14 protein-coding genes are annotated in these 14468 nt (G+C 67.7%); 8 read left to right on the top strand and 6 right to left on the bottom strand.

Features of this window, described 5'->3' with window-relative positions; all coding sequences use genetic code 11:
• Positions 1–25: 25 nt before the first annotated feature.
• Positions 26–277 carry a hypothetical protein gene (locus tag ACODSU_RS01305; protein WP_056056709.1) on the bottom strand — a complete coding sequence of 84 codons (252 nt, stop codon included), beginning with the start codon at positions 275–277 and terminating at the stop codon, positions 26–28.
• Positions 278–457: 180 nt separating this feature from the next.
• On the opposite strand from ACODSU_RS01305, the gene ACODSU_RS01300 reads away from it, so the two are divergent.
• The 6 genes from ACODSU_RS01300 (at position 458) to bufB (ending at position 5904) form a co-directional block, all read left to right on the top strand.
• On the top strand, positions 458–1813 hold the full coding sequence (locus tag ACODSU_RS01300; protein ID WP_488839475.1) for an esterase-like activity of phytase family protein: 1356 nt from the start codon (positions 458–460) through the stop codon (positions 1811–1813).
• 78 nt (positions 1814–1891) lie between these two features.
• A complete protein-coding gene (locus tag ACODSU_RS01295) occupies positions 1892–2596 on the top strand; it encodes a riboflavin synthase subunit alpha (RefSeq protein ID WP_298455670.1) in 705 nt (234 codons plus the stop codon).
• A 17-nt stretch (positions 2597–2613) separates the two neighbouring features.
• On the top strand, positions 2614–3114 hold the full coding sequence (locus tag ACODSU_RS01290; protein WP_488839472.1) for a GNAT family N-acetyltransferase: 501 nt from the start codon (positions 2614–2616) through the stop codon (positions 3112–3114).
• Between the two features lie 44 nt (positions 3115–3158).
• Complete coding sequence (locus tag ACODSU_RS01285) at positions 3159–3647, top strand: NUDIX hydrolase (protein ID WP_056057615.1); 489 nt, start codon at positions 3159–3161, stop codon at positions 3645–3647.
• Positions 3648–3790: 143 nt separating this feature from the next.
• Positions 3791–4084, top strand: a complete 294-nt coding sequence (gene bufA2, locus ACODSU_RS01280) for a BufA2 family periplasmic bufferin-type metallophore (protein ID WP_488839470.1) — start codon at positions 3791–3793, stop codon at positions 4082–4084.
• Between the two features lie 152 nt (positions 4085–4236).
• Positions 4237–5904, top strand: a complete 1668-nt coding sequence (bufB, locus tag ACODSU_RS01275) for an MNIO family bufferin maturase (protein ID WP_488839468.1) — start codon at positions 4237–4239, stop codon at positions 5902–5904.
• Here the strand turns inward: bufB and ACODSU_RS01270 are convergent.
• The 5 genes from ACODSU_RS01270 to ACODSU_RS01250 form a co-directional block, all read right to left on the bottom strand.
• Positions 5901–6881, bottom strand: coding sequence for a Bug family tripartite tricarboxylate transporter substrate binding protein (locus tag ACODSU_RS01270; RefSeq protein ID WP_488839466.1), 981 nt, complete (start codon positions 6879–6881; stop codon positions 5901–5903). The two genes, bufB and ACODSU_RS01270, sit on opposite strands and share 4 nt — an antisense overlap.
• A gap of 40 nt (positions 6882–6921) precedes the next feature.
• Positions 6922–8103: a tricarballylate utilization 4Fe-4S protein TcuB gene (gene tcuB / locus ACODSU_RS01265; RefSeq protein WP_488839464.1), complete on the bottom strand. Its 1182-nt coding sequence runs from the start codon at positions 8101–8103 to the stop codon at positions 6922–6924.
• Positions 8090–9556 (bottom strand): FAD-dependent tricarballylate dehydrogenase TcuA, encoded by a 1467-nt coding sequence (gene tcuA / locus ACODSU_RS01260; protein ID WP_488839462.1) that lies wholly within the window; start codon positions 9554–9556, stop codon positions 8090–8092. The genes tcuB and tcuA overlap by 14 nt, the downstream gene beginning before the upstream one ends.
• 192 nt (positions 9557–9748) lie before the next feature.
• On the bottom strand, positions 9749–10732 hold the full coding sequence (locus ACODSU_RS01255; protein ID WP_488839460.1) for a LysR family transcriptional regulator: 984 nt from the start codon (positions 10730–10732) through the stop codon (positions 9749–9751).
• Positions 10733–10952: 220 nt separating this feature from the next.
• Positions 10953–11780 (bottom strand): IclR family transcriptional regulator, encoded by an 828-nt coding sequence (locus ACODSU_RS01250; RefSeq protein WP_488839458.1) that lies wholly within the window; start codon positions 11778–11780, stop codon positions 10953–10955.
• A 92-nt stretch (positions 11781–11872) separates the two neighbouring features.
• On the opposite strand from ACODSU_RS01250, the gene ACODSU_RS01245 reads away from it, so the two are divergent.
• Both ACODSU_RS01245 and ACODSU_RS01240 read left to right on the top strand, forming a co-directional pair.
• Positions 11873–12904 carry a tripartite tricarboxylate transporter substrate binding protein gene (locus tag ACODSU_RS01245; RefSeq protein ID WP_488839456.1) on the top strand — a complete coding sequence of 344 codons (1032 nt, stop codon included), beginning with the start codon at positions 11873–11875 and terminating at the stop codon, positions 12902–12904.
• Positions 12905–12933: 29 nt separating this feature from the next.
• Positions 12934–14460: a class I adenylate-forming enzyme family protein gene (locus tag ACODSU_RS01240; protein WP_488839454.1), complete on the top strand. Its 1527-nt coding sequence runs from the start codon at positions 12934–12936 to the stop codon at positions 14458–14460.
• Positions 14461–14468 lie beyond the last annotated feature (8 nt).

The raw sequence follows: 14468 nt of genomic DNA, 5'->3' as shown, positions 1-14468 counted from the left end.
CTGCGGCGATTCGTCCAGACCGTTCCTAGCCGCGCTGCCCGTCCCACCACATCCCCAGGCACAGCGCGACGCCCACGGCGTACAGCAGCCAGGTGGCCGAGACCACGTAGGGATAAAACATCAACGCCACGCCCCACCAGCGGGTGCGCGGCTGCTGCGCACGCTTGCCGTGCCAGTAGGCCGCCATGCCGATCAGGCCAAACAGGATAGCGCCCACGATGTAGGCCGGGCTGGGCAGCTCCAGGCCGAGGGATTGCAGTGCAGAGAGGGTTTCCATGGCAGGTGCGCAGGCCGTGCGGGTGGGGTGAGGCGGGTGTGACTCATGCGAGCGGCAAAAGGTCCATGCATGTGCCCGATTCGGCGTTGTCTGGTGGGGGCGTCGGAGAACCGCTTTTCATGGCGGTGTCACAGGGCGGCGGCATCGTTCACGGTTTTGGCTCTCTTCCCCTTGACCACCATGTCCCGACTGTCCCAAATTGCCGCCTGCGCAGCGCTGCTGTGCGCTGCCGCCACCCCCGCCATCGCCCAGCAGGCCTATCCGGCCACCCTGGCCGGCCACGCCGTGCTGCCCGCCCTCACCGTGATTGCCGCGCCCAAGGACGCGCCGCAAGACCTGCAGGTGGCTGGCAAGTTCACCACGCCCCGCCGTGTGGATACCGTGGGCAGCGTGATGGGCCAGTCGGGCGGCCGTGACACGGGTGTGTCGCTGCCCTTCCAGGGCCAACCCCTTCAGGGCCACTCGGGCATCAAGCGCATGGCCGATGGCTCGTTCTGGATCCTCACCGACAACGGCGCCGGCTCCAAGGCCAACTCGCCCGACTTCATGCTGCACCTGAGCCACTACACCGTGGACTTCAAGTCGGGCCAGTTCAACCGCCTCAAGACCATCTTCCTGCATGACCCCGACAAGAAGATCCCCTTCCGCATCACCCATGAAGGCACTGCCACGCGCTACCTGACGGGCGCCGACTTCGACCCCGAGAGCTTCCAGTTCGCCGGTGGCGCGCTGTGGATCGGTGACGAGTTTGGCCCCTTCCTCATCAAGGCCGACCTGAACGGCAAGGTGCTGGCCGTGTTCGAGACGCAGGTGGACGGCAAGGTCGTGCGCTCGCCCGACGCGCCCGGCGTGCTCATGCCCGGCGCACCCGACGCCAAGCCCACGCCGTTTGAAGTCAAGCGCTCCAAGGGCTACGAAGGCATGGCCTCCAGCAAGGACGGCAGCAAGCTCTACGCGCTGCTCGAAGGCGCGCTGTGGAACGACGGCGCCAAGGCATACGAAAACGTGGGCGGCAAGCAGTACCTGCGCGTGCTCGAATTTGATGTGAAGACCGAGCAATGGACCGGCCGCCACTGGAAGTACGTGCTGGAAGCCAACCACCACGCCATCGGCGACTTCAACATGATCGATGCCACCACGGGCCTCATCATCGAGCGCGACAACGGCGAAGGCACGGCCGACAAGGCCTGCCTTGAAGGCCAGAAGCGCACGGACTGCTTCCAAGACCTTGCCAAGTTCAAGCGCGTCTACAAGGTCGAGCTGAGCGACGCCAACGTGGGTGGCGAAATCCGCAAGGTGGGCTACATCGACCTCATGAACATCCAGGATCCGCAGCGCCTGGCGCGCAAGCCGCTGAACAACGGCGTGCTCACCTTCCCGTTCTTCACCATCGAGAACGTGGACATCGTGGACGGCAGCCACATCGTGGTGGGCAACGACAACAACCTGCCCTTCAGCAGCAGCCGCGATCCGAACAAGGCGGATGACAACGAGCTGGTGCTGCTCGAAGTGGGCGAGCTGCTGCGCGCCAAGTAACCCGGCGCCAGCGCGCGGTGGGGGCCGGGTGGCAAAATTCCCGGTTCCCGTTCCAACGTACCCGGAAGCCGCGCCACCATGTTCACAGGCATCGTCCAAGCCACGGCAGGCATTGCCGCCATCCACGACCGCGCAGGGCTGCGCACGTTCACGCTCGATTTTCCAGAAGGCTTCTGTCAGGACCTGGCCATTGGCGCCAGCGTGGCCACCGATGGCGTGTGTCTCACGGTCACCGAGATTCTGTCGCCCACTCAGGCCAACTTTGACGTGATGCTGCAGAGCCTGAACATCACCACGCTGGGCAGCTACGCGCAGGGCGACCGCGTGAACGTGGAGCGCGCAGCCAAGGACGGCGCCGAGATCGGTGGCCACCCGCTGTCGGGCCATGTGGATTTCACCGGCACGCTCATCGAGCGGCGCGAGTTTGACAACAACCTGGTGTGGCGCGTGGCCGTGCCCGAGGCGTTTCGCCGCTATGTATTCGCCAAGGGCTACATCGCCATCCACGGCGCCAGCCTCACGGTGGCCGAGGTGAACCGGCAAGAGGGCTGGTTCGAGATCTGGATGATCCCCGAGACCCGCCGCGCCACCGTGTTTGAGAACAAAAAGGTGGGCGACCGCCTGAACATCGAGATCGAGCGCAGCACCCAGGTGGTGGTGGACACCGTGCGCGAGGCCGTGCAGGAAAGCCTGGGCCGCCTGCAGCCCGTGTTGGAGGCGCTGCTGAAAGAAAAGGGCTTGTCGCTCGACGACTTTGTGCAGGCCCCCGTGTTGCCGCACTGACCCAGCGAAGCTCTCCCATGTCCGTGGTGGTGCGCCCGCTGGCGCTGAGCGATCTGGCCGACCTGCTGGCCGTGCAACTGGCCTGTTATGGCGAAGGGTTTGTGGAGAGCGGCGAGGTGTTTGCTCGCCGCCTCGCCAGCCCCGTCAATTGCTCACTGGTGCTGGAGCAGGGCGGCACGGTGTGTGCCTACCTGGCGGCTTACCGCAGCGTGCGTGGCAAGGTCACCCCGCTGCACGGCGACTTTGAAGCCGCTGCTGAGCCCGACACGCTGTACCTGCACGACATGGCCGTGCTGCCCGCCCATGCAGGGCAAGGCCTGGCCCATGCGTTGCTGCAGCCCCTGTGGGCGCAGGCCCGCGCAGAAGGGCTGCGGCACAGCGCGCTGGTCTCGGTGCAAGGCTCGCAGGCCTACTGGCAGCGGCAGGGCTATGCACTGCACCCCTTGCAGGACGCCACCCAGCAGGCCCGCCTGGCCAGCTATGGCGAAGGCGCGGTGTACATGGCGCGAGCGCTGTAGACCTTGTAGGCGCAGTGTCACCCGCCCTCGTCATAATGCCCGCCATGCCCCACCGCTGGAAACCCAACGTCACCGTGGCCGCCCTCATCGAGCGCGATGGCCGCTTTCTGCTGGTCGAGGAAGAAACCACCGACGGCCTCAAGCTCAACAACCCTGCCGGCCACCTGGACCCGGGCGAGTCGCCCATCCAGGCCTGCGCGCGCGAGGTGCTGGAAGAAACCGCCCACGACTTCGAGCCCACAGCGTTGATTGGCGTGTACCTCAACCGCTTCACCAAGACGCGCACGGGGGACGACATCACCTACATGCGTTTTGCGTTTGCGGGCACGCTGGGCACGCACCATGACTGGCGCACGCTCGACACCGGCATCGTGCGCACGCTGTGGCTCACGGCCGACGAGATCCGCGCCTGCCCCGAGCGCCATCGCAGCCCCCTGCTGCTGCGCTGCCTGGAGGACTACCTGGCGGGCCAGCGTTTTCCGCTGACGCTGGTGCACACTGACATTTCGGTGACGGAACCCTCTGCGCAATAGCGCCAGACGACAACACGAAAAAGTTTTTGGACGGCATGTAACCCGCAGTACGCGGGGGACGAATTACCAGGCAGAGAGCGCTCAGTTGTGCAGCGTGATCTACCCGCTTCATTCATCCCTCAACGTTTACGGAGTTACTCACCATGCTGTCTACCCAAGCCAAGTCCACCGCCTCCTTTGCCCTGTCTGCCGCCCTGCTGGCACTGGCATCCACCAGCTTCGCAGCGGATCTGCCCAAGGGTGCCAAAGGCGCGGCCATTGGCGCCAACGACTCCGTGCACTGCTACAACGTGCACGACTGCAAGGGCAACAGCGACTGCTCCACGGCAGAGCACAGCTGCAAAGGCCAGAACGCCTGCAAGGGCCATGGCTTCAAGGCCAAGACGGCTGCGCAGTGCCTGATGGAAAAGGGCACCATCGGCGATATCAAGGGATAAGGCACGAAGCCCCCCTGAGGCGCTGCGCGCCATCCCCCCAGGGGGACACCGCCAGCGCGGCGGGGCGGCCCTTGCGCGGCGGTGCTGGCATCAGGGCGTGCCAGTCTCGGCGATCATGCCCAGTGCCCGCACTTTGATACCTTGATTTCGCCATGGCACATGACCTCATAGCTACGCGCGGCACCGGCTTTGGCCTGGGGCTGCGGACGCTGCACTACGCCGATTTCCTCGCGCGCAAGCAGCCGCTCGACTGGCTGGAAATCATCACCGACAACTACCTCATCGATGGCGGCAAGCCGCTGGCGGTGCTCGATGCCATCCGGCGCGACTACCCCGTGGCCATGCATGGCGTGGCCATGTCCATCGGTGCGTCGCAGGGTGTGGATGTGCCGTATCTGCAGCGCGTGAAGGCGCTGGCCGACCGCATCGAGCCGTTGTGGGTGTCCGACCACCTGTGCTGGACGGGCCCTGGCCCCGAGCAGTTGCACGACCTGTACCCGCTGCCTTACACCGACGAGTCTGCACGCCACGTGATCGCGCAGATCCGCCATGCGCAAGACGTGCTGGGCCGCAGGCTGGTGCTGGAGAATGTGTCGAGCTACGTCCGCTACCGGCAAGACAGCGCGAGCGAGTGGCAGTTTCTGGCCCACATTGCTGAGGAGGCCGACTGTCTGCTGCTGGTCGATGTGAACAACATCTACGTGAGCAGCGTGAACCATGGCTTTGACCCGCTGACGTACCTGCAGGCACTGCCCGCGCATCGCGTGCAGCAGATTCATCTGGCTGGGCACAGCGACAACGGCGACCACATCATCGACACGCACGACCACCCGGTAGCGCAACCGGTGTGGGATCTTTACGCCCAGGCCTGCCAGCGCTTTGGCGCCGTGGCCGCGATGATCGAGCGCGACGACCACATTCCGCCGCTGGCCGACCTGCTCGATGAGTTGGCGACGGCGCGGCGCATAGCGGCAGAGACCTTGGCCTCGCCCGAACCCGCAACTGCTGCAGTCATGCCTTTAGCCCCCGCAGTGGACCCGCTGCCACTGGCTGCGGTACAGCGCCACTTCGCCGACCAGGTGCTGGCCGGCGCGCTGCCGCAAGCCACACCCGATGACCCTGTCACCGGCCGCCTGCCCATCTACCACCATGCCTACCGCGCACGGCTGGCCGAGGTGCTGGCGGACACTTACGCCAAGACGTTTCTCTACATGGGGTCAGACAGTTTCGATGTGCATGCCCGCGCTTTTGCGGTGGCCCATCCGCCGCAGACACGCAGCCTGAATCGCTACGGTGAAGGACTGGTGGAAGCGCTGCGAGTGCAATACCCCGACAACCCCGAGCTGCATGAACTGGCCCAGCTCGACTGGGATTTGCGCACCCGCTTTGACAGTGCCGATGTGCCAACCCTGGAGACTGCGGCAGCTCAGGCATCGGTCACCTGGACCACCCGCCCCGGTGTGCTGCACCCCAGCGCCTTGCTGCGAACGATCACGACGAACGTCGTGGGCGTGTGGAACGCCATCCACACGGATGACGACGTGCCCGAGGCCGTGGCTCTGTCCGCACCAGCCACGCTGCTGGTCTGGCGCAAAGGCCACCAGCCGCACTTTCGCACGCTCGACACGGCCGAGTCTGCCTGGGTGCAAGCGATGCACGCCGGTGCCTCGGTCCACGACGCCTGCGCGGCGCTGCTGGGCAGCGGCCTGTGGAAGGGCGACCCCACCGTGCTCCGCGGCTGGCTCGCGCAGCTGCTGGACGATGGGTTGGTGCAGGCGGATGGTGCTGTGGAGGCATCGCGCGGTGCCGGCCCTTGCTAGTCCGCCGTCAGCTTGCGTTCCTTGATGATGGTGGCCCACTGGGTCGATTCCTTTTTCATGAAGGCCGTCAGCTCGGCGCGTGTGGTGGGCTGCGGCGTGAGGCCGTGCTTGTTCAGCGCCTCTTTCACGCCCGGGTCGTTCAGCACCTTCACGATCTCCTGGTTCCAGCGGTCCAGCAGCGGCGCGGGCGTTTTGCCCGGCGCCACAAAGGCGTACCAGTTGAGCGCCTCAAAGCCCGGATAGCCCGACTCCGCCACGGTAGGGATGTTGGGCAGGTAGGCCGGGCGCGTGAGGCCGGTGGTGGCCAGCGGTATCAACTTGCCCGTCTCCACATGCGGCAGCGCAGTGGGGGGCGCGGCAAAGTACGAGGTCACGCGCTCGCCCAGCAGGTCCTGCAGCGCCGGGGCGCCGCCCTTGTAGGGCACATGGGTCATGTCGATGCCGGCGCGCTGGTTGAACAGTTCACCCGCCAGGTGTGATGCCGAGCCCGCGCCGGTGGAGGCAAAGTCCACGCTGCCAGGCTTCTTCTTGGACAGCTGCACAAACTCGGCCAGCGTCTTCACGCCCGCGCCCTTGTGCACCACCAGCACGTTCGGAAAGTTCACCCCGCCCGACACGGCGGCCAGGTCCTTGAAGGGGTCGTAGGCCACCTTCATCAGGTGCGGGGCAATGGTGAGCGGTCCCACCGACCCGAGCAGCAGCACCGAGCCATCGGCGGGCGCATTGGCCACAAACTGGTGCGCGATGTTGCCGCCTGCGCCACCCTTGTTGTCCACCACCACCGACTGGCCGATGTTCTCGCCCAGCTTCTTGGCGATGAGCCGTGCCGCCGCATCGGCCGCGCCGCCTGCGGCAAAGCCCACGACGAGCGTGACGGGCTTCTTGGGCGGGAAATCCTGCGCGTGGGCAGCGCCGGACAGTGTCGCGGCAGCGGTGGCAAGTGCCAGCGCGCTCATCAAGAGGGTGCGTTTTTTCATGGGGGTCTCCTTCATCGTGGATGCTGTGGTGATCGTGGGGTCAGTCCGCGCCTAGACCGATGGGGTTGGGCTGTCGCTTCTCCACCGCATGGCGCAGCAGCGAGGCGGTGCGGAAGATGCCGTGCGCAAACTTGCCGTAGGGCATAGTGGTGAACAGCGCCATCACCGCGCCCAGGTGCAGGCACAGCAGCAGCGGCAGGCCTGCGGTGCCACGCACCGCCCACAACGCCAGGCCGCTGGTGGCGGTGAGGAACAGCAGGGCGATGAAGGCGCGGTCCACGGGCTTTTGTGCGGCATCGCCGTGTTGCGGGTGGCGGCGCAGGTTCAGCCGCCACAGGCCGGCCGTGCCAATCGCCAGGCTGATGCCGCCCAGCCCGCCCAGCAGCTTGGGCAGGCTGGGCAGGTCGTACGGTGCAGGCAAGGCCAGCAGGTAGTGGTACAGCGTCGCCACGCTGGTGGCCGCAAAACACAGCATGAAGCCGTAGAACGTGAGGTGGTGCATGCGCCTGCGCGACAAGGTGTAGGCATCGTCCTCGTTGTGGCAGCCATCGCCATGGCCGCCGTCCAGGTACTTGAGGCGCAGCACGGCATCGGTGGCCTCGGCCGTGGCGGGCGCGCTCAACGGCGCGCCGCTGGTGGCGGGCGTCACGTCGCGCCAGAAGCGGCGCACGCCCAGGCCCAGCGCCAGCACGGCGAACAGGAAAACGGGCGCAAACAGGCCCACCAGCAGGTTGTGCGGGAAGATGCCATAGAAGCCGCCCACGGGGGCCTGCCACAGCGCGGCGATGCCCTGGCCGTGCAGCGCAACGGCCAGCAGCAAGAACAGCGTGAGCCCCGCCACCAGCGCCAGCGCCAACGTGAGGCCGTTGCGCTGGTAGAGCTGGCCCAGTGAGGGGGGCCAGGCGTAGTCGGCATAGGTCTGGCCGCGCACCTGGGCCATGGCCTGGGGAATGTTCACCGCAAACTCGTGCGGTGGCGCGTACTGGCAGGCATGCAGGCAGGCTCCGCAGTTGTGGCACAGGTTGGCAATGAAGTGGATGTCGGCCTTGCCAAACTCCAGCCGCCGCGTCATGGCGGGGAAGACGGCGCAAAAGCCTTCGCAGTAGCGGCAGGCGTTGCAAATCTGCAGCTGGCGGGCCACTTCGGTTTCGGGTGCAGACAGCACGATGTCGCCGTTCGCCAGCGCCCGGGCGTCGCGCGTCAGGGCCTCAAGCGTTTGCATGGTTTGCTCCTTGTTTTGTAGCGTTTGAGGCATGTGCGACTTGCGCTACCGACCGTTTGGAGGCCAAAGCTGCCTGTGTGCCCGCAATGCGGCCAAACGCAGTGCCAATGCTCATGCCCACGCCGGCGGTGTAGCCCTTGCCCAGCACGTTGCCGGCCATCATTTCGCCGGCCACGAACAGATTGGGGCTGGACTGGTTGTTGAAGCGCACGGCGGCCGTGTCGTCGGTGTGCAGGCCCAGGTAGGTGAAGGTGACGCCGGGCTTGAGCGCGTAGCCATAGAACGGCCCGGTGTCTATGGGCCGGGCCCAGTGCGTCTTGGCGGGTACCACGCCTTCGGTGTGGCAGTCGTCCAGCGTGGTGTGGTCAAACTGGCCCACGCGGCAGGCGGCGTTGTAGGCATCGAGCGTGTGCGTGAACGTGTCCACGGGCAGGCCAAGCTTTTGCGCCAGCTCGGGCAGGGTGTCGGCCTTCACACCCGGGAACACGGGTGGCATGAAGCGGCCAATGGCCTTGCTGTCGATGATGGAGTAGCCGACCTGCCCCGGCTGCTGCGCCACCAGGCGGCCCCAGATGGCATAGCGCTTGGGCCAGAAGTCCTCGCCCTCGTCGTAGAACCGCTCGCCGTTGCGGTTGACCACCACGCCCAGCGACACGCAGTCGATGCGTGTGCAGATGCCGCCGTCGTACAGCGGCGCACGTGCGTCAATGGCCACCATGTGCGCCTGCGTGGGGTCGCCGATGCGGTCGGCGCCATGGTCGTCGAGCAGGTGCTTGAGCAGCACGCCCTTGTTGTAGGCCGTGCCGCGGATCAGGAAGTTGTCGGCCGGCCACTCGCCGCGCTCGTTCTGGCCCCAGGCTTCGCGCAGCCATTCGCGGTTCGATTCAAAGCCGCCCGCAGCCAGCACGCAGCTCTTGGCGGCAATGCGCTCGCCGTTCGCCAGGTGGGCAGCGATGAAGCGGCGGCCGTCCATCTCGATGCGCTCCACAGGCGCCTCATAGCGGATCTGCACGCCCAGTTGCTCCGCGCTGCGGTAGTACGCATTGACCAGCGCCTTGCCGCCACCCATGAAGAACGCGTTGGTGCGTGCCACATGCAGCGTGCCTGCCAGCGCGGGCTGAAAGTGCACGCCGTGGCGGCGCATCCAGGGGCGGCAGGTGCTCGACTCGCGGATCACCAGGCGCGCCAGATGTTCGTTGGTCAGCCCGCCCGTCACCTTGAGCAGGTCTTGCCAGAACTCTTCCTCGGGGTAGGCATCGACCAGCACGTCCTGCGGCGCGTCGTGCATGCAGCGCAGGTTGCGGGTGTGGGCCGAATTGCCGCCGCGCCAAGCGCGTGGGGCCGATTCGAGCAGCAGCACGCTGGCGCCCGCCTCGCGCGCCATCAGGGCGGCGCACAGGGCGGCATTGCCGCCGCCGATCACCAGCACATCGACCACAGCATCGCCGCTCATGGCCGGTGGCTCCCGGCGGTGTGCTGCGCGCGGGGGAATGAAGAGGGGGGTGTGGGACCCATGGGGTGTCTCCTGGCGTGGTTGCCGTGTCGTTCATCGGGGTGATGGCGACTGTAGGGAGACGCAGGCCCGCCGTGCAGCGGGTTCAGGTCATGGGGGTATCACGGATCGTGATGGCTGCGGCGTGGCCACTCAGGCGCTGGCGTCCTGCCCGCCGATCCATGTCGTGCCAAACCACTGCCCGGTAGTGACCAGTTCGCGCACGCAGTCTGTCAGCACCACGCGCGCGGCCAACGCGGCGGGCGAGAGTTCTTCGTCGGGCAGGCTGCACAGCAAATTGACGCGGCGTGCGGGCGCGTCGGTGAGCCGTGCGCACTGAAAGCGCTCGGCCGCATCCGGGTAGCGGCCCATGGCAGCCCAGGGCTGCACGGTGGAGCCCAGGCCTGCGTCCACGGCGGCCATCACCATGGCGAGCGAGTCCACCTCCAGCACCACGTGCGGCGCCACGCGGTCGCGGGCAAAGGCGGTGTCCAGCGTGCTTCGCAGGCCGTGTGGGCCGGTGGGGAGGATCAGCGGCTCCTGCCCCAGCTCGGCGACGGTGATGGTTTCTGGCAGCTGCCGGCCACCGGGGCTGCCGGGATCGCTGCGGGCGCAGATGAGGAACAGGTCCTCCTCCAGCAGCGGCGCCATGTCCCAGCGGCGCGCGCCGGTGGCCTGCTGCGCCTGGTGCAGGCGGGTGTCGAACAGCACGGCCAGGTCCAACTCGCGCGCATGCAGCATGGCTGTGAGGTGGCCCGACATGCTCTCCACCATGTGCAGCCGCACGTCGGGGTAGCGTGTGCGCATGGCCTGCATCAGCGGTAGGCCCAGCACGCCCGACGTGGTGGGAGCCAGCCCCACGGTGACAGTGCCCGACAGCCGCGCCTGCTGCGCCGCGCGCACGGCCTGGTCGGCATGGCGCAGGGTGAGCTGTGCCTCGCGAAAGAACGCCAGCCCCGCCTCGGTGGGCGTGACGCCGCGCGGCGTGCGCTGCAGCAGGCGCGTGGCCAGCTCGCTCTCCAGCCGCGTGATCTGCTGGCTGAGCGCGGACTGCACTACGTCCAGGTCGAGCGCAGCGCGGCTCATGGAGCCTTGCTCCACCACACGCACGAAATAGCGCAGTTGTCTCAGTTCCATGGGCGGGCCTCAGGGTGTATGGCGTGGCTCGGATGCAGGGCGGTCAACAGGGTGGCGGAAATGCAGGGGATGCATCGGTTTGAAGTCAAATTGCCATCTGGCGCTTGTCCATCAACCGTTGAAAGCTATCATTTCTGCAGTAATCGCTTCGATGGCGTTCGGGTCGTCAGCAAACGGGCATCGCCCGCTGGCAGCTTGCCAGAGTGTGCCGCAGACCTGCTCAGATGCCATTTGGCAGGTGCGCCGCCAGCGCCTCGCGCATCCAGCGTGCGATGAGCTGCTGGCGCTCGCGCGGCATGCGGTCCACGGTCGATGCCACGCTGATCGCTGCCACGGGTTCGCCCGCCGCGTTGCGCACGGCCATGCCAGCCGCCAGCACGCCCTGCGTGGCATGGTTGCCCACCACCGACCAGCCGCGCTCGCGCGTGGCGCGCACGAGGATCTGCAGGCGCTCGGGCGTCATGCCGCCGTAGCGCGGCAGCTCTTGCGCGTTGGCGTCGATGCAGGCCTGCATCTCAGCATCGGGCAGCGCCGCCAGCAGCGCCAGGCCCGCAGCGCCCACGCCCAGCGGCTGGCGCGTGCCCACCTGGATCACCAGGATCTGCACCGGGTGTGTGCCCACGTGGCGCGCAATGCAGTGCGAGGTCGGCCCCTCGCGCACGATGGCGAAGGCTGCGTCACCACAGGCGCGGCTCACGCGCTCCAGCACAGGCGCCAGGCGCACGGCCAGGTTGGGCTGGCCCGGGGGCTCGGCCAGGGCGGCCAGGCGTGGGCCCGCCACGTAGCGAAAGCGCCCACGCTGCGCCACATAGCCCCCCTCCATCAGCGTGGCGAGCAGCCGGTACACGGGAGCCCGCTCCAGCGCGGCGGCGCGGCACAGGTCCACCACGCGCGCGCCGTCGCGGCCATGGGCCAGCACGGCGTCCAGCACCTGCAGGCCGCGGCGCAGCGTGCGGCTGCCGGGGTCTTCGACCGGCTCGTCGGGGGGGCGTGTACTCGCACGTTCGTCCGGCTGCCGGACGTTTGAATTCGCAGGTCGGGAGGGCATGGGAAAGAATTTGTTGGTCAACGCCACCAGTGCGCAGTGTGCCGCAGGGCGTCCAGACGGCATTTTTCCAAGAACCAACGGAGACAGACACCATGAGCCCACACACCCCCGCCGCGCTGGGTCAGCGCAAAGCTTCGCCATCCCGGCCACGCCGTGCCCTGCTGGCGCTGGCCGCCACCTTGGCCTGCGGCGCCGCCATGCCATTGCAGGCCCAGTCCAATGCCTCGGGCTGGCCCGCCAAACCGGTCAAGCTCGTGGTGGGTTATGCGGCAGGTGGCGCCACCGATGTGATCGCGCGCCTGGTGGCCGTGAAGCTCGGCGACCAGCTGGGCCAGCCGGTGGTGGTGGACAACCGCGCCGGTGCCAACAGCAACGTGGGCGCAGAGGCCGTGGCGCGCGCACCGGCCGATGGCTACACGCTCTACGTCTACACCATCGCCAACACCATCAACGCCACGCTGTACCCCAAGCTGGGCTACGACCCGGTCAAGGACTTCGAGCCCATCGGAATGATCGCCAAGATTCCGAACATCCTGGTGGTCAACCCCAAGCTGCCCATCAAGAACCTGGCCGACTACGTGCGCTACGCCAAGGAGTCCAAGGACGGCATCACGTTTGCGTCCTCGGGCAGCGGCTCGTCCATCCACCTCTCGGGCGAGATGTTCAAGATGCAGTCCAAGCTCAAGATGCTGCATGTGCCCTACCGAGGTAGCGCACCCGCCGTCACCGACCTGCTGGGCGGCCAGGTGGACTCGATGTTCGACAACACCCCGTCGGCCCTGCCGCACGTGCAGGCGGGCAAGCTGCGCGCCATTGCCATCACCAGCGCCCAGCGCTCGCCCCTGCTGCCGGACGTGCCCACGCTGGCCGAGTCTGGCTACGCGGGCTTTGACGTGCAGTCGTGGTTTGGCCTGGCCGCACCGGCGGGCACGCCGCGCGCCGTGGTCGAGCAGGTCAACGCGGCCCTGAACAAGGTGCTGGCCCAGCCCGAGGTGCGCACGCGCCTGCAGGAGCTGGCCGCCACGCCCGACGGAGGCACCCCCGACAAGATGCGCCAGTTTGCCGCCGCCGAGATCAAGCGCTGGCGCGAAGTGGTGAAGGAATCGGGCGCATCGGCCGAGTGACAGATCACCCACACAACCTACCTGCCTTCATGTTCCCCATCGACTTCTTCTGGCGGGCCGCCCAGCGCTGGCCCGACCGCATTGCCATCGACGCGCCCGAGGGCGCCATCCGCTACGACGCGCTGGCCACCCGCGTGGCAGCGCTGGCGGCGGGCTTCACCGCCGTCGACCCCACGCCCCAAAGCCGCGTGGGCATTTGCGCGGGCAACAGCGCCGACCACATCGCCGCGCTGCTGGCCGTGCTGGCCTGCGGCAAGGTGTGGGTGCCGCTCAACCCCAAGAGCACGCGGCCCGAGGTCCGCCGCATCATCGACGCGACCGAGCCCACCCTGCTGGTGCTGGACGCCGCGTGCGCCGACCTGCTCGAAGGCGCACCCGGCGCCCGCGTGCTGACCGGCGCGCAGGCCGTCGATGGCACCGCCACGCTGGCCAGCCTGGCCGCTGCGCACGCTGGCGCGCCACGCCCGCAGCTGGACCTGCCGGATGACGCCACCCAGGCCATCAAGTTCACCGGCGGCACCACCGGCGCACCCAAGGGCGTGATGCAGCCCTACCGCGCGTGGATGGCCAACATCACCAACCAGATCCACGCCTGGGGCTTTGACGAGCACGAGCGCTACATCGTGGCCGCGCCCATCACGCACGGCACCTCCACGTACATCCTGCCCATCCTGGCGCAGGGCGGCTGCCACGTGGTGCTGGCGGGCGCGGGCGCCGAGGCGGTGCGCACGGCCTTCCGCGAACGCGGCGGCACTGTCTGCTTCATGCCGCCCACGCTGGTCTACATGCTGATGGCGCTGCCCGGCGCATCGCGCGCGGACTTTCCGCGCCTGCGCCGGCTCATCTACGGCGGCGCGCCGATGCCGCCCGACAAGATCCGCCAGGTGCGCGAGTTCTTCGGCCCGGTGCTGGGCACCACCTACGGCCAGACCGAGGCACCGCAGATCCTCACCGTGCTGTGTCCGGAGGACTTCGAGGACGAGCGCAACCTGGCCTCGGTGGGCCGCACCACCTGGTTCAGCGACGTGGCCATCATGGCGCCCGATGGCCGCCTGCTGCCCCCGGGCGAGGTGGGTGAGGTGGTGGCGCGTGGCGACCTGTTGATGACCGGCTACTGGCGCCTGCCCGAGAAGACCGCCGAGACCCTGGTAGACGGCTGGCTGCACACGGGCGACCGGGGCCTGATCGACGAGCGGGGTTTTCTCTACCTCAAGGACAGGCTCAAGGACATGGTGATCACCGGCGGTTTCAACGTCTACCCCGTGGACGTGGAGAACGCCCTGGGCCAGCACCCTGCGGTGCACGAATGCACTGTGTTCGGCCTGCCCGACGACAAGTGGGGCGAGACCGTGCAGGCCGCCGTGCAACTGCGCACCGGCGAAGCGGCGAGCGAGGCCGAGCTGATCGCCTTTGTGCGCGAGCGCCTGGGCCCGGTGCAGACGCCCAAGCGCATCCATTTCCACGAAAGCCTGCCGCGCTCGCCCGTGGGCAAGGTGCTCAAGTCTGCCGTGCGCGATGCGGCCCTGGCTGCCCTGGCTGGTACGGCCACTGCCTGAACGAAGGA

This window comes from Acidovorax sp. FG48 (assembly GCF_057809085.1).
The sequence above is the reverse complement of the archived record's forward strand: the minus strand, read 5'-3'. Positions and strand labels throughout refer to the sequence as shown.